11 protein-coding genes are annotated in these 17407 nt (G+C 67.6%); 10 read left to right on the top strand and 1 reads right to left on the bottom strand.

The annotated features are described in order from the left end of the window. The first annotated feature begins 97 nt into the window (after window positions 1-97). The 8 genes from GEV06_10400 to GEV06_10435 all read left to right on the top strand — a co-directional run bounded on the left by GEV06_10400 (window position 98) and on the right by GEV06_10435 (window position 13449). Window positions 98-3343 (top strand): hypothetical protein, encoded by a 3246-nt coding sequence (locus tag GEV06_10400; protein ID MPZ18308.1) that lies wholly within the window; start codon window positions 98-100, stop codon window positions 3341-3343. Window positions 3344-3385: 42 nt separating this feature from the next. Further along, window positions 3386-4360: a TIM barrel protein gene (locus GEV06_10405; protein MPZ18309.1), complete on the top strand. Its 975-nt coding sequence runs from the start codon at window positions 3386-3388 to the stop codon at window positions 4358-4360. 6 nt (window positions 4361-4366) lie between these two features. Next, entirely contained in the window at window positions 4367-6730 is a 2364-nt protein-coding gene (locus tag GEV06_10410; protein MPZ18310.1) for a PQQ-binding-like beta-propeller repeat protein, read from the top strand. Window positions 6731-6785: 55 nt separating this feature from the next. Continuing rightward, window positions 6786-8258, top strand: coding sequence for a tetratricopeptide repeat protein (locus GEV06_10415; GenBank protein ID MPZ18311.1), 1473 nt, complete (start codon window positions 6786-6788; stop codon window positions 8256-8258). Continuing rightward, on the top strand, window positions 8255-10120 hold the full coding sequence (locus GEV06_10420; GenBank protein MPZ18312.1) for a hypothetical protein: 1866 nt from the start codon (window positions 8255-8257) through the stop codon (window positions 10118-10120). The genes GEV06_10415 and GEV06_10420 overlap by 4 nt, the downstream gene beginning before the upstream one ends. Continuing rightward, window positions 10117-11388, top strand: coding sequence for an MFS transporter (locus GEV06_10425; protein ID MPZ18313.1), 1272 nt, complete (start codon window positions 10117-10119; stop codon window positions 11386-11388). Before GEV06_10420 ends, GEV06_10425 begins: the two co-directional genes overlap by 4 nt. A 102-nt stretch (window positions 11389-11490) precedes the next feature. After that, window positions 11491-12549 (top strand): transaldolase, encoded by a 1059-nt coding sequence (locus GEV06_10430; protein ID MPZ18314.1) that lies wholly within the window; start codon window positions 11491-11493, stop codon window positions 12547-12549. A 75-nt stretch (window positions 12550-12624) separates the two neighbouring features. Continuing rightward, entirely contained in the window at window positions 12625-13449 is an 825-nt protein-coding gene (locus GEV06_10435) for a hypothetical protein (GenBank protein MPZ18315.1), read from the top strand. A gap of 17 nt (window positions 13450-13466) precedes the next feature. Here GEV06_10435 and GEV06_10440 read toward each other — a convergent pair whose 3' ends face one another. Continuing rightward, window positions 13467-14696 (bottom strand): membrane dipeptidase, encoded by a 1230-nt coding sequence (locus tag GEV06_10440; protein MPZ18316.1) that lies wholly within the window; start codon window positions 14694-14696, stop codon window positions 13467-13469. A 176-nt stretch (window positions 14697-14872) separates the two neighbouring features. Here GEV06_10440 and GEV06_10445 point away from each other — a divergent pair, with 176 nt between their 5' ends. Then, window positions 14873-16276: a gfo/Idh/MocA family oxidoreductase gene (locus GEV06_10445; GenBank protein ID MPZ18317.1), complete on the top strand. Its 1404-nt coding sequence runs from the start codon at window positions 14873-14875 to the stop codon at window positions 16274-16276. 70 nt (window positions 16277-16346) lie between these two features. Further along, the gene (locus GEV06_10450; GenBank protein ID MPZ18318.1) at window positions 16347-17273 is read left to right on the top strand and encodes a TIM barrel protein; all 927 of its coding nucleotides are present in this window, start codon (window positions 16347-16349) and stop codon (window positions 17271-17273) included. Window positions 17274-17407: the final 134 nt, after the last annotated feature.

Here is a 17407-nt window from a genome sequence, read left to right on the forward strand (position 1 = left end):
AGTTGTAAGACGCTGCACGATCGGCAGCACGGGCGGAGGGGCCGCGCCCACGGCGCGGCAGGCGCATCCGCGCCGATCGGCGCCAGAGGAGGAACCGATGACCGCGACGGTCGGGAAGCACTGCGCACTACTCGTCGCGATGCTGCTGGGAGCCGCATCGCTCTCGTTCGCCCAGTCGGACGCCGGAGGCCTACGGGTCCTGGTCGTCGATGGGACCGGATCGGTCCTGCCGGGCGCCCTCGTCTCCGTGACGAGCGTGGCCACGAACGTGATGGACACCAACGTGTCCAACAGCGAAGGCTATGCGTTCTTCACCCCCATTCCACGCGGCACCTATGTCGTCGAAGTCTCGCTCGACGGCTTCCAGTCGGTGCGCGTGCGCGACGTCAGCGTCGACGTGCAGCAGGACCGCCTCGTTCGGGCCGCGCTCGAGGTCGCGCAGGTCAGCGAGACCCTCGAGGTCACCGCCCAGGCCGCCCCCGTGCAGTCCGAAGAGGGCTCGCTCGGACAGGTCATCCAGGGCACCGTCGCCGTGGAGCTCCCGCTCGCCGCGCGTCGTTACAGCGACCTTGCGCTGCTCGCGCCGGGCTCGAGCAACAGCACGCTCAACAGCGAGATCCGCGGCCCAGGTTGGTTCACGGTCAACGGCACCTCCCACACGCAGAACAATTTCGTCCTCGACGGGTTCGACAACAATCAGGGCACGACCAACATGCAATCGCTGTCGTCGCAGGTCGTGCAGCCGTCGCCCGACGCGATCGGTGAGTTCAAGGTCCAGACCAACAGCTTCTCGGCCGAGTTCGGCCGCTCCGCCGGCGCCGTCGTCAACGTCTCGCTGAAGTCCGGCACCAACGCGCGCCACGGATCCGGCTGGTACTACAACCGGTCCGACGCGCTGGCCGCCAACTCGTGGCGGGCCAATGCGCTCGATCAGGCGAAAGACGACCTCTCGTGGAACCAGTTCGGCGGCACCTTCGGCGGACCCATCATCGCGAACCGCGTGTTCTACTTCGGGCACTACGAAGGCTTCGATAGCGACAAGACGAACTTCTTCCTGACAGAGGTGCCCACGCTCGCGCAGCGCGACGGGAGCTTCCCGTTCGCCGTGCGCGATCCGGTGACGGGACAAGACTTCGCCGGCAACACGATTCCGCAGTCGCGCCTGGATCCGCTCGGCGCCAAGCTCGTGGACCTGTATCCGGAGCCCAACCTGCCGGGCCGCGTCGTGCCGGGCGGACGCACGGTCGAGAACTATGGCGTCTCGCGGCCGCAGACGGAGAGCACCCACAAGTTCGACATTCGCAACGACTACTACGTGTCGTCACAGGACCGCCTGTTCGTGCGCTACAGCTTCCTGCAGCAGGATATCTTCCGCGGGGCGATCTTCGCGCCGCCGGTCGACGACGGCGCCGAAGGACGCGGGTCGCAGTACAACCGGAACCAGAGCTTGGGGACGAGCTGGACCCGCACGATCGGCGCGACGACCGTGAACGAGCTGCGCTTCGGCTACAACCGGACGTACGCCGCGTTCGAGCACGAAACGGTCGGCGGGATGAGCGGCACCGAGTTCGGCTTCGAGGGCATTCCGCCGGAGATGGACGCGACCGGCGGGCTGCCGCGGATCGCGGTGACCAACTACGAATCGATGGGCACGGGCTCATGGCGTCCGCAGTATCAGCTGCCGCAGTCGTTCCAGATCCTCGACGTGGTGACGATGGCGCGCGGGTCCCACGCGCTGTCGGCAGGCGTCGAGTTCCGGCACAAGCAGAACGAGTTCGTCGACGTCCGGCGCCGCAATCCGGAGTACTCGTTCACCGGGTTCTTCACGGGTGACGGGATCGCCGACATGCTGCTCGGCTGGCCGCAGACGCTGCGGATGAACAACGTGATGACGGCGGTGCAGCGCCAGAACGCGCTGGCGGGCTTCCTCCAGGACGACTGGAAGGTGACGCCGAACTTCACGCTCAACCTGGGCGTGCGGTACGAGTACGCCACGCCGTACTGGGCCGACGAGCCGTACCCCAACATCAACATCGATGTCGAAACGGGCGAGCTCGTGCGGGCCACCGACGACAACCGGTATCTCGTCGATACCGACAGGAACAACATCGCGCCGCGCCTCGGCTTCGCGTATCAGGTGAAGCCGGAGCAGCTCGTCGTGCGCGGCGGCTACGGCCTGTTCTATGGCGGCGAGGAGTTCCGCGGATCGGGCGGCAACCTCGTGATGAACCCTCCCAACATGCTGTCGCCGGCCGTGACGCCCGTCGGCAACGAGCCGCCGCCGTACCTGGTCTCCGATCCCGTGCCGGCCCACCTGGCGACGTCATGGGACCCGGCGGACTCGGTGCGCACGAGCCTGCAGGTGCGCGATCCGGACCAGGACGCGGTCACGCTGCACCAGTGGAACGTCGCCGTGGAGCTGCGGCTGCCGATGGCGTCGACGATCGAGCTGGCGTACGTCGGCAACCGCGGGCGCAACCTCGCCGGCACGTGGCAATTGAACCAGGTGCCGTTCGGCGTGGATGGCAGCGTCCCAGAGAACCGGCCATATCCGATGTGGAGCGGCATCGAGTTCTACGACACGCGGGCGCGATCGCAGTACGACGGACTCCAGGCGAAGTTCGAGCACCGGTTCGCGAATGGCTGGTACAACCTGACGTCGTACTCGTACGGGCGCGCGTTCTCCGAGACCGGCGGCTTTGCGGCCAGCAACAGCCCACAGCTCTTGGGCGACTGGCGCGCGGAGTGGGCGCCCGACAGCCAGACGCCGCGGCACAGGCTATCGGTGGCCAACATCTACCAGCTCCCGGTCGGACGTGGACGCGCGATCGGCACGGACATGGGCCGCGTGTCGGACTTCCTGCTGGGCGGCTGGCAGATCTCGTCACTGGTCACATGGCAGACGGGCATTCCGGTCAACGTGACGCTCGCGTCGACCGGCATCGATCCCGCGACCGGCGAGCCGTACCGCTTCCTCGACCGCAACGGCGGCGGGCTGCGTCCGAACCTCGTGGGCGAGCCGAGCACCGGGATCGATCCGAAGGAGGATCGGTTCGCGTTCCTCAGCACGAGCGCGTACGAGGTGCAGACGCTCGACACGCCCGGTAACGCGCCGCGCAACTCGGCGTGGGGGCCGCGCTTCGCGAACGTCGACATCAGCCTGGTCAAGCGCTTCCGCCTGGACGATTCGCGGTACTTCGACTTTCGCGCCGAGGCGTTCAACGTGCTGAACTCGACGCGCTTCCGTAATCCGGGCGGCGGGTTCGGTGGCTCGAGCTTCGGGATCATCAACGATGCCTACGATCCGCGCGTGATTCAGATCGCGCTGCGGTTCGCCTTCTAAGCCTGGGATTAAGCAAGCACGCGCGTTCAGAGGAGGGCCACGATGAGACACACATTGCAGCGCCGCGAGTTCCTGGGGCTCGCGGCCGCAACGGCGGCGGCCGCCGCGGGCGTGCCGCTCGGCGCGGTCGGCGAGCAGGCCGCGCAACCGGACCCGTCCGGCGGTGCGGGCCAGAAGTTCCGGATCGGACACAACCTCACGACCTACATCTCGGGCGGCCGCGGAACGGACGGCTTCTGGCGGGGTGTCGAGGAGATCGCCAGCCTTGGCGTGCACGGCACCGAGGCGGACGACAATCCCTCGAAGCTCACGGCCACCTACGGCGATCGGTCCAGCGAGGTGAAGGCGCGTCTCGCGAAGCACGACATGGCGCTCGTCGCGCTCTATCACACGCTGCCGGTCTCCGACCCGGCGAAGTACCAGGAGAACCTGGACAGCGGGATGCGCGTCGGCAAGTTCCTGAAGGCCGTTGGCGGCGATCTGATCAATCTCGCGGGCGGCGAGCGGCCGCAGCCGGATCCCACGGCGGAGTTCGCAGCGTTCGCAAAGCTGGCAAACGAGCTGGGCAAACGGCTGCAGGAGGAGTACGGGCTACGCCTCGGGTACCACCCGCACCGTGGGCATCTCCTCGAGAACCGGGCGGACATCGACCGTGCGATGGAGATGACCAACCCAAAGTACTTCTCGCTCTGCCCCGATACGGGACACCTGCTCGCGGGCGGCGCCGATCCGCTCGACGTCTTCAAGACGTACCGCTCCCGCATCATCTACATGCACTACAAGGACTTTGACCCAGACCTCGTGACGCCGCGGACGGCCGAGACGGGGCGCAAGGGCGGCTTTGTCGAGCTGGGAAAGGGCGTGATCGATTTCTCCGCGATCACGGCGCTGCTGTTGGACACGTCGTACGACGGGTGGGTGATGATCGAGCTCGATCGCGCGCCCGCCGCGGAGATCGACGCGGTCAAGACCAACCTCGCGTACATGACGCAAACCCTCGGGCTGCGGATCGGGTAACGCGTGATGGCTCGTGTCGCCTCCTCTGTCGTGCTCCTCGCGACCGCGGCGTGCACGCTCGTCACCATCAGCGCCACGGCGCGGATGCAGCAGGAGCCCCAGCCGCCGCAGGCACCGCCGCAGGCCGTGCCCTCGCGAACGACGCTGCCGGCGGGAGCGGGGCGGGACCTCGTGCAGCGCATGTGCGGCACCGGCTGCCATGCGATCGAGATGGTGACCAACCATCGCTACTCCGCGCCGCAATGGGCGGAGATCGTCGACAGCATGGTCGTGCGCGGCGCCGTCGGAACGCCGGAAGAGATCGAGATCGTCACGAAGTACCTGGCGACGCATCTCGGCGGCACGGAGGCCGTTCCGCCGGCACCTGGAGCAGGACGGTCGGAGACGTCGGCCAGCGTTCCGGATTCGGGCACCGTGCCGTCGAGCGGCGCGACGGGGCCCGGGCGCGCCGTGGAGGTCGCGGCCTCCCACGGGCGCATTGCCGATGCCGGGTGGCCGGTGTACGGACACGACCCTGGAGGGCAGCGCTACTCGCCGCTGACACAGATCACCCCTGAGAACGTGGCGAAGCTGCGGCGCGTGTGGACGCTCACGTCCACGCCACCCGTCGTCGTGCCCTCCCCGGAAGCGACCTCCAGCGAAGGCGGCAGCCGCGGCGCGGGGGCCTCCTCGAATGGCGCGGCGGCATCCGGCGCGAATGGCGCGTCGCGCACCAAACGTCGCGGTCGCATGTCGCAGATCACGCCGCTCGTGATCAACGACGTGATGTATCTGACGACCGCCGCGAATCAGGCGCTGGCGCTAGAGCCGGAAACCGGCCGCACCATTTGGCAGTACGACATCCAGGACATGGGCGTGCCGGCGCTGCGCGGACTCGCCTACTGGCCTGGTGACGGCGAGGCACCGCCCACGATCTTCTTCGGCACGAGCGGCGGATTCCTGATCGGGCTCAACGCCCGCACGGGCCAGCCCGTGTCTGGGTTCGGTCAGGACGGCATCGTGAGCCTGCGTGACGGGATGGTCGATCGGTTCCCGGACGCGAACTACGGCCTGTCGTCGCCACCCGTCGTCTACAAGCACCTCGTGATCACGGGATCGCGCGTGCAGGAGCAGCCGAGCCATGGGCCGGCAGGCGACGTCCGTGCGTGGGACGCGCGCACCGGCGAGCTGGTGTGGACGTTCCGGACGATACCGCGGCCAGGCGAGCTCGGTCACGACACCTGGGAAGAGCCGGACAGTTGGAAGGACCGATCGGGCGCCAACGTCTGGGGCCTGATGACGGTCGACGTCGAGCACGGCCTCCTCTTCCTGCCGATCGGCTCGGTCACCTACGATTACTACGGCGGAGATCGGAAGGGCGCGAACCTGTTTGGCAGCACGCTGGTCGCCCTGGACGCGCCGACCGGTCGCCGCAAGTGGCACTTCCAGACCACGCACCACGACATCTGGGACTACGACCTCGAGGCGGCGCCCACCCTCATGGACGTCACGCGCAACGGCCAACGGATTCCCGCGGTGGCGCAGATGACGAAGCAGGGGCTGCTCTTCATCCTCAATCGCCTGACCGGCGAGCCGATCCACGGCGTGGAGGAACGTCGGATGCCGCAGGATGGGTTTGTGCCCAGCGAGCATCCGTGGCCGACGCAGCCGTTCCCTGTGAAGCCCGTGCCGCTGGCGCGCAACGGCTTCGATCCGTCCGAGCTCGCCAACATCAACCCCGCCCATCGACAATTGTGCGAAGCGCTGCTGAAGAAGGACGGCGGGCTACGCACGGGCGGCCCGTATCTACCGTTTGGATACGAGCCGAGCCTGCTCTTTCCCGGCACGCTCGGCGGCGGCAACTGGCACGGGACGTCGTTCAACCCGGAGCTGAGATACCTGTTCGTCAACACGCAGAACGTCGGCGAGGTCTACCAGATCGTCGACACGCCGGAGCAGGGACCGATGGCGCAGCGGTGGAAGTTCTGGGACGGCGACAAGTATTGGCCCTGCCAGCAGCCGCCGTGGGGCGAGCTGATGGCGGTCGACGTCGATACCGGTGAGGTTGGGTGGCGCGTGCCGCTCGGGCAGTTCGAGGCGCTGGAGAAGCTCGGGATCACGGACGCCGGCACGCCGAACATGGGCGGCTCCATCGCGACCGCCGGCGGTCTCGTCTTCATCGGCGCCACGCTCGACAACAAGTTCCGTGCGTTCGACGCTCGGACCGGCCGTGAGGTGTGGTCGACGGACGTCGGCGCCGCAGCGCATTCGGTTCCGATCACCTATCAGGGCCGCGACGGCCGGCAATACGTCGCGGTGATGGTGAGCGGCGGCGGCTTCCTCGGCGATCCGACCATCCCCGCGACGCTGAACGTGTACGCGCTGCCGTAGCGCGGCGGTTGGTGCGTGCGGTGTGGACGTGACGGCACACGCGCGGAGCTCATGGATGCGGCACAGCAGCTTCGAATCGGCGACGACGCGCGCAGTCGGCGGGGTGCTCCTGGCGGCGCTGTCGGTCGCTGCGTGCGCGGCGGGCGCCGTGACGGTTGCGGGGCAGGAGCGCGACGAGCTCGCGCCAGCCGATCTCGACACGTTCGAGCCGTCGATCAAGCAGCGGATCGTCGAGGCGCTCGAGCGCGCCGCCGGTGAACCGACCGGCGAGACGATCGGCGAGCTGGGGCTGCTGCTCCACGCCTACGATCGGTTCGATCGCGCAGCCGCCTGCTATGCGCGCGCTCGCCAGCTGGCGCCGCGTGCGTTCGAATGGCCGTACTACCAAGGCGTCGCCCTCGCCATGGCGGGCGACATCGATCGCGCTGCGGCAGCCCTGGAAGAGGCCCTGCAGTTGAGCCCGGCCGACGTGCCTGCACGGCTTCGACTCGCCGATCTGCAACTGGAGCAGGGGCGACTCGACGCGAGCGCGCGTTCGTATCGCGGCGTCCTGCGGGATCGTCCGGGGTCGGCCGTGGCCCACTATGGGCTCGCGCGGGCTCTGGCGGCGCGAGGCGGGCGTGAGGCCGTTCCTCCCGACGCGCTGCGGCACTACGAGCGCGCGGCGGCGCTCGCACCGGCATTCGGCGCGGCGCACTACGCGCTGGCGCTCGCGTATCGTAGGCTCGGCGATCGCTCGCGTGCCGAGGCGTCGCTCGCGCGTTATCACGAGACGCGCGGACAGCCGGCACCGCTCGACGATCCGCTGGTGGCGCGCGTGGCAACGCTGCGGTCGGGGCCGTATGAGGATCTGGCGCGTGGCCGCTGGCTCCGTGATCAGGGACGGCACCGCGAAGCGGTCGAGGCCCTCGCACGCGCCGCGCGCACGAGCCCGACGCTGGTGCAGGCGCACGTCAACCTCATTGCTGCGTACGCGGCCGTCGGAGCGGCCGACGAAGCCGAGGCGGCGTATCGGGCCGCGACAGCGCTGAATCCCGATCTCCCGGAAGCCCACTACAACCTCGGCGTGCTCCGGCTCTCGCAGAGCCGCGAGGACGAGGCGATCGCGGCGTTCGAGCGGGCGGTCGCCAGCAACGCCTCGCACGCCGGCGCGCACAACAACCTCGGCTTCGTGCTGGCGCAGCGCGGCCGCGCGGGCGAGGCCGCCGATCACTTTCGCGCGGCGCTCGCTGCGAATCCGGCGCATCGCGACGCGCACTTCAATCTCGCCCGGCTGCTGCTCGCCGAGCGGAACAACGGCGAAGCGCTGGCACACTTCGCAGAGGCCGCCGAGATCGAGGACGAGAAGACGTCGCAGTACCTGTACTACCTCGCCGACGCCTGCGCGCGCAGCGGTCGCATGGCCGACGCCGAGCGACACGCGCTGGCTGCACGCACACGAGCAGTGGCGCACGGCCAGGCCAGCCTCGTCGAGCGCATAGACAATGACCTGCGACGGCTGCGCGAGAGGAGCGGAGCGCGGCAGTGAGGGTCCCTCTGACGAGCCGCGCCGTCGCCGATCCTGTGCGGTGCGCCCGCTGGTGCTCGATGGCCGGCGTCATTGCGCTGCCGGCCATCGTCGTGGCCGCGTCGGTCGGCGTCGCCGGGCCGCTGGCCATGCCGTCTGCGCACGCGGAACGCGTGCCCGTCACGCCCCGCTTTCGCGAGGCCGCCGCGGACGTGGGGCTGAGGTTCGTGCACGAGTCGGGCGCCGCCGGCGCCTTCCGTCTGCCGGAGATCATGGGCTCCGGCTGTGCGCTCCTGGACTATGACGGTGACGGTGACCTCGACGTCTACCTGTTGCAGGGATCGCCGGATGCGCAATCGCGATCGTCGTTGTTCCGCAACGAGCTGGTGGAGCGCGGGCGACTCCGCTTCACGGACGTGACGGATCGATCGGGCCTCGGGCAGCGCGCCTGGAGCATGGGGGTGGCCGCTGGCGACTACGACAACGACGGCGATCCCGACCTCTACGTGACCGCCTTCGGAGCGAATGTGCTGTATCGCAACGACGGCAGAGGCCGGTTCACTGACGTCACCGCCGAGGCGGGCGTGGACGATCAGCGCTGGAACGCGAGCGCGGCGTTCGTCGATTACGATGCGGACGGGGATCTCGATCTCTTCAGCACCGCGTACGTCGACTTCACCGAGAAAGGCAACAAGCCCTGTTACGACCCCGCCGGTCCGCGCGACTACTGCCTGCCCGCGGAGTTCCATCCGCTGCCGGCGCGCCTCTTCCGCAACGACGGCGCAGGGCGCTTCACCGACGTGACGGCGCCGAGCGGGGTCGGCTCGGCCGCCGGCGCTGGGCTCGGTGTTGTCGCGACCGACGTCAACGGCGACCACCTGCTGGATCTCTACGTGGCGAACGACGGCACACCCAACCACCTCTGGGTCAACCAGGGTGACGGCACGTTCACCGAGGATGCGCTGCTGTCCGGCGCGGCGTACGACGGGAGCGGCCGCGCCAAGGCGGACATGGGCGTCGCGGCCGCGGATGTCGATGCGGACGGCGACGAGGACCTGTTCGTCACGCACCTGATCGGCGAGGGCGCCACGCTCTACCTGAACGACGGCCAAGGGCGCTTCGAGGACGCGACGGTGCGCTGGCGGCTGGGAGCAATCAGCCACCCCTTCACGGGGTTCGGAACGGACTGGTTCGACGCCGATCGCGACGGCCGCCTGGATCTTTTCATCGCCAACGGTGCCGTCGCGATCGTCGACGCGCGGCTTGGACGTCCGTATCCCTATCAACAGCGCAATCTGCTGCTGCGCCATGAGGCGGCCGGCGGGCGCGCCGGCTATCGCGACGCGTCGCCCGACGCCGGTCCGGTGCTCGCCCTCGAGGAGGTGAGCCGCGGCGCGGCCTTCGGCGACCTCGACAACGACGGCGACGTCGACATCGTCGTGTCGAACAACAACGGTCCGGTGAGGCTGCTCCTGAACGAGACGGCGACTGACGCCCACTGGATATCGATCGAGCTGGAGGCGACGACGGCCGCGCCTGACGGACAGGGTGCGCTGGTGCGCGTGCTGCCGCGCGAAGGGCCGGCGATCCTCAGGCGCGCGCACACCGACGGCAGCTATCTGAGCGCGAGCGACCCGCGCGTGCACGTGGGGCTCGGCGAGATCGGCGCGATCGACGGGGTGATCGTGGAGTGGCGTCGCGGCGAGCGCGAGCGTTTTCCAGCGACGCCGATCGATCGCCTCGTGACCCTGCGTCAGGGCCGCGGCCGTGCGGAGCGCGAGGGCGTGGAGCGCCAGACGCGACCGCGCAGCGATGCCGGCCTCGCCGGGCCGATGCATTCCGAGGCAACGCCGGCGGGACGCGCGTGGAGACGAGACGAATGACAAATCGTGGCAGGTTGTTCGCGGCGAGCTGTGTGGCCCTCGTGACCACTTCGATGGTGTTCTCGATCCGTGGCGACATCCTCGACGCTCTCGGCCGGCACTTTCATCTCACGAACCACCAACTGGGCGTGATCCTCAGTCCCGCATTCTGGGGGTTCACCGTGTCGATCATGCTCGGCGGATCGATCGTCGACTTTCTGGGAATGCGGCGGCTGTTCCTGCTGTCGAGCGCCGGGTACATCGGGTCGGTGCTGCTCATCCTGTTCGCCCCCGCGCCCGCCGGACCCATCACGCCGTACTACACCGACGCCGGCTTCGTCTGTCTCTATGTCGGCTTTCTCGCGCTCGGGCTCTCGCAGGGGCTCGTCGAGGGCGTCATCAACCCCCTGTGTGCGACCATGTACCCTGGTGAGAAGACCAAGCGCTTCGGCATCCTGCACGCGTGGTGGCCCGGCGGATTGATCATCGGCGGACTGGCCGCGTACGCGCTCACGCGCGCGCTGGGTCTCGATGCGGCCGATCTGTCGCGCGAGGCGTCGGCGTTCGGCTGGCGAATCAAGCTGGCGCTGCTCCTGATCCCGGCGGTGCTCTACGCCATCATGATCGCCGGCCAGCCGTTCCCGCGGACCGAGCGTGTCTCCGCAGGCGTCAGCGATCGCGAGATGTTCGGCGAGGCGTTACGTCCGATGTTCCTGCTGTGGCTCGTCTGCATGCTGATGACCTCCTCCGCCGAGCTCGGGCCGAGCCAATGGGTGCCGTCGCTCATTACCAACCTGACGGGCATGCAGGGCATCCTCGTGCTGGTATACACCGCGGGCCTCATGTTCCTGCTCCGATTCTTCGGCAGTTCGTTCGCCCATCGCGTCTCGCCGCTCGGCCTGCTGACGCTGTCGTCGATCCTGACCGCGATGGGACTCTTCGCGCTCGCCGGTGCTTCGTCTGCAATCGGCGCGTTCGCGGCCGCCACGCTCTTCGGTGTCGGGATTGCGTTCTACTGGCCGACGATGTTGTCGGTGACGTCCGAGCGGTTTCCGAAGGGCGGCGCGTTCCTGCTCGCGATCGTGGGCGGCGCGGGCAATCTCGCCGTCGCCTTCATCTTGCCGGTGATAGGCACGTGGTACGACGCGCACGGTGCCTCGGCGGCGTTCCGCTCCGTCGCCGTGCTGCCGATCGTGCTGACCGTGATTTTCGTCGGGCTGATGCTCTACTATCGCAGCCGTGGCGGCTACCGCGCCATTCGGCTCGACGCCCGGCTCGTCCAGGACTGAATGCGGAAAAGTGAACGGACCATCATGAGCACACATTCCATCTCCACCGCTGAGCCGATTGACGCGCGTACGGACGCGGCGCTGCTGAGCCCGCTGCAACAGATGACGCGAATGGGGCCGACCTGTCTCTGGAACGACTCCGCCGCCGAGGCGGACCTGATCTACTCGCTCGCGCAGGGCGCTGTCGGCGCCACCTGCAATCCGGTGATCGTCCTCGAGGTGTTGAAGCGGGAGCTGTCCATCTGGCAGCCGCGGATCGCGGCGCTCGCGCGCGAGCGGCCGGCCGCCACCGAGACGGAGATCGCCTGGCGGCTCGCCGAGGAGATCTCCGCCACGCGCGCCGCGATGCTGGGCGAGGTATTCGAGCAGCACGGTGGCCGGAATGGCCGCCTGTCCATCCAGACGGACCCGCGCCTCTATCGTGACGCGCGCGCGCTCGTCGAGCAGGCGCTGCACTTCAGTCAGCTCGCGCCGAACATGATCGTGAAGCTGCCGGCGACGCGGGCTGGCATCGAGGCGATGGAGGAGGTCACGGCGCGCGGTGTGAGCATCAACGCGACGGTCTCGTTCTCGCTGCCGCAGGCGCTGGCGGTCGCGGAGGCCGTCGAGTGCGGGCTCCGTCGGCGCGAGCAGCAGGGAGACGACGTCAAAACGATGGGGCCGGTGTGCACGATCATGGTCGGCCGGCTCGACGACTGGCTGAAGGTGGTCGCAGACAAGAAGGACATCACGATCGAGCCGGGCGATCTCGAATGGGCCGGCGTCGCGGTGTTCAAGAAGGCGTATCGCATCTATCGCGAGCGCGGGTACCGCGTGCGGCTGCTGTCGGCGGCGTTTCGGAATCACATGCACTGGAGCGAGCTCATCGGTGGCGATGTGGTGATCTCGCCGCCGTGCAAGTGGCAGAGGCGCTTCAACGCGTCGGACGTGCCGGTCGTGCCTCGCATCGATCAGCCGGTCGCGCCCGCCATCGTCGAGGAGTTGCTGAAGAAGTTCCCCGACTTCGGACGGGCGTACCGCGAGGACGGCTTGTCGATCGACGAGCTCGACACGTTTCCGCCGACGCGCCGCACCCTACGTCAGTTCATGGACGCGTGCCATCAGCTCGACGTCCAAGTGCGCAACGTGATCACGGCCGATCCGGAGGCCGAGCTGGCTTGAGCGGAGCCGAGGGCGGCGGGCAGGGCTCGTATCGCGCGGCGCCCTGGCGTTGTGTGACTGGCTGGAGACGTGACGATGCGATCGAGGCGCGAGCTCCTGGTGGCGATTGGGGCGGCATGGCTGCCGCTGTGGGGGACGGCACACGCCGCTTGGATGACGTCGCCGCGCCCCGACGGCGAGCTGTTCCTCATCGCGCACCGTGGTGGCGTGGTCGACGAGACACATCCCGAGAATAGCCCGTCGTCGGTCGAGGCAGCAATCGCGCGCGGCTACTGGATGCTCGAAGTCGATATCCGACGCAGCCGCGACGGCCAGGCGATCGTGCAGCACGACCCCACATTCGATCGCTTCTACGGCGTGTCCCGCGCCGTCGATCAGATGACGCGGCCCGAGATCGCGGAGCTGCGCGCCACGCCCGGCGATACGCGTCCGATGCAGTTCGACGAGCTGTGCGCGCGTTGCGCACGCCGGACGCGCCTCATGCTCGACATCAAAGGGGCCGACCACCCGGATGCGTTCTACGACAGCATCGTGGACAGCCTTCGCCGCCACGATCTGTTGGAGACGACCTACTCCTTGTCTGGCGGCCGCGTTCCCGAGCTGACCGCCGGCGTCGTCGCACGCGCCGTCGACCGGCGCGCGCTGACCGCGGCAATTGCGCGCGGCGAACCGGTGGCGCGTACCTGTTTCCTATTCGAGCTGGGGAGCGTGCTCGATGAAGAGGCCCTGAAGCTCTGTCGCGAACATCGCGTCACGCCCGTTGCAGCGCTGAACACGTTTCGGTACGAGCAGGCGAACGTTGATCACTGGAAGGGCGCAGCCGCCGACGCGCGACGTCTGCGATCGCTCGGCGTGCGGCACTTTCAGATTGATTCCATCTACGATCGCTATTTCACCTGATGACTGCTGAGCTGGTGTCAAGGCGAGGCCTCCGTCACTTGACGAACCACGCGGAGCAGGTTGCCGCCCAGGAACTTCCTGATCCGCGGCTCGGACCACCCTCGCTTCAGCATGGCCTCGGTGAGCATCGGCAGATCGCGGATGTCGCGCATCCCCCGAGGCAGCGTCGGACCGCCGTCGAAGTCCGATCCGAGCATGACGTGATCCTCGCCAACCAACTCGATCGCACGCTCCACCACGCCCAGCCACTCATACGGCGTCAGCTTGATCGCGTCGGGGGCATGGATCCCGACCATGGGGAACTGAGGCGCGACGAGCATATCCAGCTGTTCGATGGTCATGCTCGCTTCGTTGTCGCCGATGTCAGTCGTGTCCCAGAACGGTTTGCCGGCATGCTTGGAGCGCCAGTCGAAGACCTTCACGTTGTGGAACTCGTTGCCGATCTGGAAACCAATGACGCCTCCCTTGGCGGCAAGCTTCCGGAGCAGGTCGTCGGGCATCGTGCGCGGGATGTTGTTGAAGCTGCGCAGGCCGTGGTGTGTGGCGAGGACGGGGTCGGCGCTGACCTCGATGGCTTCGGCAATCGTCTCGTCCGAGCCATGGGAGACATTGATGACCATCCCGAGACGATTGGCTTCACGGATGACCGCGCGACCGCGGTCGTTGAGGCCCTGCCACTTGGGAGGTGCGCAGCAAGAGTCGGCGAAATCGTTCGTCCAATTGTGTGCAGGGAGCTGGAATGATCGCAGCCCCAGTCGATAGAGGTTGCGAAGGACGGCAAGGTCGCCGTCGAGATCGAAGCCGCCTTCGAGATCCATGAAGGCGGCAATCTTCCCCGAACGGCTGATGCGTTCGACATCCGATGCGGTGAAGGCGAGCTCGATCTGGTCCTTGTTCTTCTCGAGCTGTGTGTAGGCGGCATCGATGAGCCGGAGCACCTGCTTCGTCTCGAGACGTGCGGGGTAGTACTGCTCGGTCACGAACAGGCTGAAGAACATCGCGTCGAGCCCGCCCTCCTTCGCGCGCGGCAGATCGAACTGTCCATCGTCGACGCGCTGGCCCATGTCACCGCCGTGGTAGAACTGGCGATTGACCACATGGACATGGGCATCGAAGACGAGCGCGTCCTCATGGAGCGTATTGGCGCGATCGGGGGGTTGGGCCGACATGAGCACCGGAAGTGCGCAGACGGTCAGGCAGACGAGGCGTCGTGTCATGGCTCTGGCGATCTGATCATTGCTGCGCATGATGGTTACGCTACATCGGCATGGGCGTGACGGCGAACCCGCGCGCGTCGGCTCTTGCTGCCGCGGCACGGATCCGTAAGAATACGTCCGTTGGGTGCAGACAGATGCTCGGCGCGGCGTCCCGCGGCAGGAGGAGAGCCATGAAGAAGGCGACGACTACGACACGTCAAGGTCAGATGACGCGCCGCGAGTTCGTCGGTGGGGCCGTCGCGGCCGCCGGCGTGCTGACAGGGGCACCCGCATTGCTCCGGGGCCGGAATCTGAACGACAAGTTGGATATCGCGTTCATCGCCTGCGGCGGTCGCGCCGACACGAGCATCGAAGAGCTCACCATCACGCCGGGGCAGGGCGGCGGTCAGGGCTCCGAGGCGGCACCGCATCCGGACGAGAACGTCATCGTCCTCTGCGACGTGGACCAGAGCGCGCTGGACGCCGCCGCCCTGCGGTTCCCGCGGGCCAGGAGGTACAACGACCTCCGGCGCGTGTTCGATCGCCCCAACGACTTCGACGCCGTCGTCGTCTCCACGACCGAGCACACCCACGTCTTCGCGACCTACCTGGCCCTGACGCACGGCAAGCACGTCTACTGCGAGAAGCCCCTTACCCACGATGTCTGGGAAGCGCGGCTCATTCGGGAGACTGCCGCCAAGCACCCGAAGCTGTCGACGCAAATGGGCAACCAGGGCCACGCCTCACCGGCGCGTCGCACGCTCGAAGAAATCCTCATGACCGGTGCCATCGGGCCAGTGCACGAGGTACACGTGTGGGCAGACCGCGCGTGGGGACTCCAGGATGCGACGTCCGCCGAAGAGTTCGACAAGCCGCACGGGTTCTACAAGGGCATCCAGATCGTGGACCGGTTCAAGGAAGCGATGCCGATCCCGGCGACCAACCATTTCGATCTGTGGCTGGGACCTGCCCCTGCGCGGCCGTTCCACGAGACATACTTCCCAGGACCCCGATGGTACCGCTGGTGGGACTTCGGCAACGGTACGATGAGCGACCTCGGCAGCCATGACAACGACGTGCCGTACACGATGCTGGACATCAAGCAGCCGCGGACGATCGAAGCCACGTCGCCGAACGGACCGGCTCATCGCGAGCTCGCGCCTGCGACCATGACCGTGGTCTACGAGTTCCCCGCGCAGCCGTCCGGGGCGCCTCCCGTGAAATTGGTCTGGCATCAGGGCGACAGCAAGCCGCCGGGCTGGCTGCCGGAGTGGGGCGGCCGGTCGCAGTTGTTCATCGGAGCGAAGGGCATGCTGCTCGGCAACGGCACGCTGTTGCCCGAGGAGAAGTTCAAGGACTTCCAGACGCCGCCAGAAACGCTGCCCCGCTCACCGGGTCACTGGGTCGAGTGGGTCAATTACGCCAAGGGGCTTGGTCCGGTCCCCGGCTCGAACTTCCAGTACTCCGGTTGGACCACCGAAGCCAATCACCTCGGTAACGTCGCCTATCGCACGGGGAAGAAGATTGAATGGGATTACGAGAACCTGCGCGCGCGCAACGCGCCCGAAGCGGCCCCATTCATCAAGAAGCCCGAGTACCGCAAAGGCTGGGACGACATCCTGAAGGCCTAGCCGACCAGTGGGAGCAGACAGTCCGTGTGGACCTCTCGGTCCGAGATGCAAAGAGGAGATCTGTGTGCCGATGACGCGGCGAGATTTCGTGAAGCAGGCCAGCATCGCGCCGGCGGCCGTGCCGGCGATGGCTCGGGCGCAGGCAACGGGGACAGGGCAGACGACGGCCCCCGTCAATCCGTTGCCCGTGCGGGTCGGCATGACCGACTGGAACCTGGGACAGCGCGGCGACATCGGCAAGATCGCGCTCGCACGCGAGATCGGGCTCGACGGCATTCAAGTGAGCCTGCAATTCCCGACCGACGAGGAGACGCCGACCCTGCGAGATCCGGTGACCCAGGCCGCCTTCCGGCGCGCTGCGCTCGAGAACGGCATCCAGATATGCTCGCTCGCCATTGGGTCGCCCGGCGAATCGAGGTTGCCGCTGCACACCAACCCGGCCGCCGCCATCCTCCTGACCGAGGCGGTGGAAGTCGCCCGCAACCTTGGCACGAACAACATCCTGCTCCCGATTCTGGGCGACAGCCACATCGACATGGCGAGCCAATCCCAGGTGGACACCTTTGTCGCCATGATGAAGGAAGTGGCGCGCTATGCGGAGAAGCACGAGGTCGTCGTCGGCCTGGAAGACTGGATTTCAGCCGACGACAACATCAGGCTGCTGGATGCCATCGGGTCGGACTACGTGGCCGTCTACTATGACCCGCACAACATCGTCTCGCGGGTGAAGGACCTGAAGGACATCTACGCGGAGCCGAAGCTGCTCGGCGAGCGCATTCATCAGGTACACGTGAAAAACGCCGACATGCTCCTGTCCACCCCGGGGGGACGGCTGGATTGGCCCCGGATGGCGCAGGAGCTCTACGAGATCCGCTACCGCGGCTGGTACGTGCTCGAGACGGCCTCGCCGACCAAGGACATCGTCGCCGACACCCGCGCCAACGTCGACTACGTGAAGAAGACGTTTCGAATGCCTCCCCCGCCGGCGGCGGCTTGAGCACGCTGCCGCGCCATCCATATGTCCGAGAAGGTAGAAGGCGTCCACGCCGCTTCACGGAGTAGCGTCGTGAACGTCAGCTAAGGGCCTGTCAGGGAATAAGTGCACCATTCTGGCTGCCGATGCATCCCGTC

Origin of the sequence: Luteitalea sp. (assembly GCA_009377605.1) — a bacterium.
GTDB lineage: Bacteria > Acidobacteriota > Vicinamibacteria > Vicinamibacterales > Vicinamibacteraceae > WHTT01.

Excerpts from the sequence above, each read along its gene's own strand:
- GEV06_10400 (MPZ18308.1), top strand. The coding sequence starts at position 98 with ATGACCGCGACGGTCGGGAAGCACTGCGCACTACTCGTCGCGATGCTG.
- GEV06_10405 (MPZ18309.1), top strand. The coding sequence starts at position 3,386 with ATGAGACACACATTGCAGCGCCGCGAGTTCCTGGGGCTCGCGGCCGCA.
- GEV06_10410 (MPZ18310.1), top strand. The coding sequence starts at position 4,367 with ATGGCTCGTGTCGCCTCCTCTGTCGTGCTCCTCGCGACCGCGGCGTGC.
- GEV06_10415 (MPZ18311.1), top strand. The coding sequence starts at position 6,786 with ATGCGGCACAGCAGCTTCGAATCGGCGACGACGCGCGCAGTCGGCGGG.
- GEV06_10425 (MPZ18313.1), top strand. The coding sequence starts at position 10,117 with ATGACAAATCGTGGCAGGTTGTTCGCGGCGAGCTGTGTGGCCCTCGTG.
- GEV06_10430 (MPZ18314.1), top strand. The coding sequence starts at position 11,491 with ATGACGCGAATGGGGCCGACCTGTCTCTGGAACGACTCCGCCGCCGAG.
- GEV06_10435 (MPZ18315.1), top strand. The coding sequence starts at position 12,625 with ATGCGATCGAGGCGCGAGCTCCTGGTGGCGATTGGGGCGGCATGGCTG.
- GEV06_10440 (MPZ18316.1), bottom strand. The coding sequence starts at position 14,696 with ATGCGCAGCAATGATCAGATCGCCAGAGCCATGACACGACGCCTCGTC.
- GEV06_10445 (MPZ18317.1), top strand. The coding sequence starts at position 14,873 with ATGACGCGCCGCGAGTTCGTCGGTGGGGCCGTCGCGGCCGCCGGCGTG.
- GEV06_10450 (MPZ18318.1), top strand. The coding sequence starts at position 16,347 with ATGACGCGGCGAGATTTCGTGAAGCAGGCCAGCATCGCGCCGGCGGCC.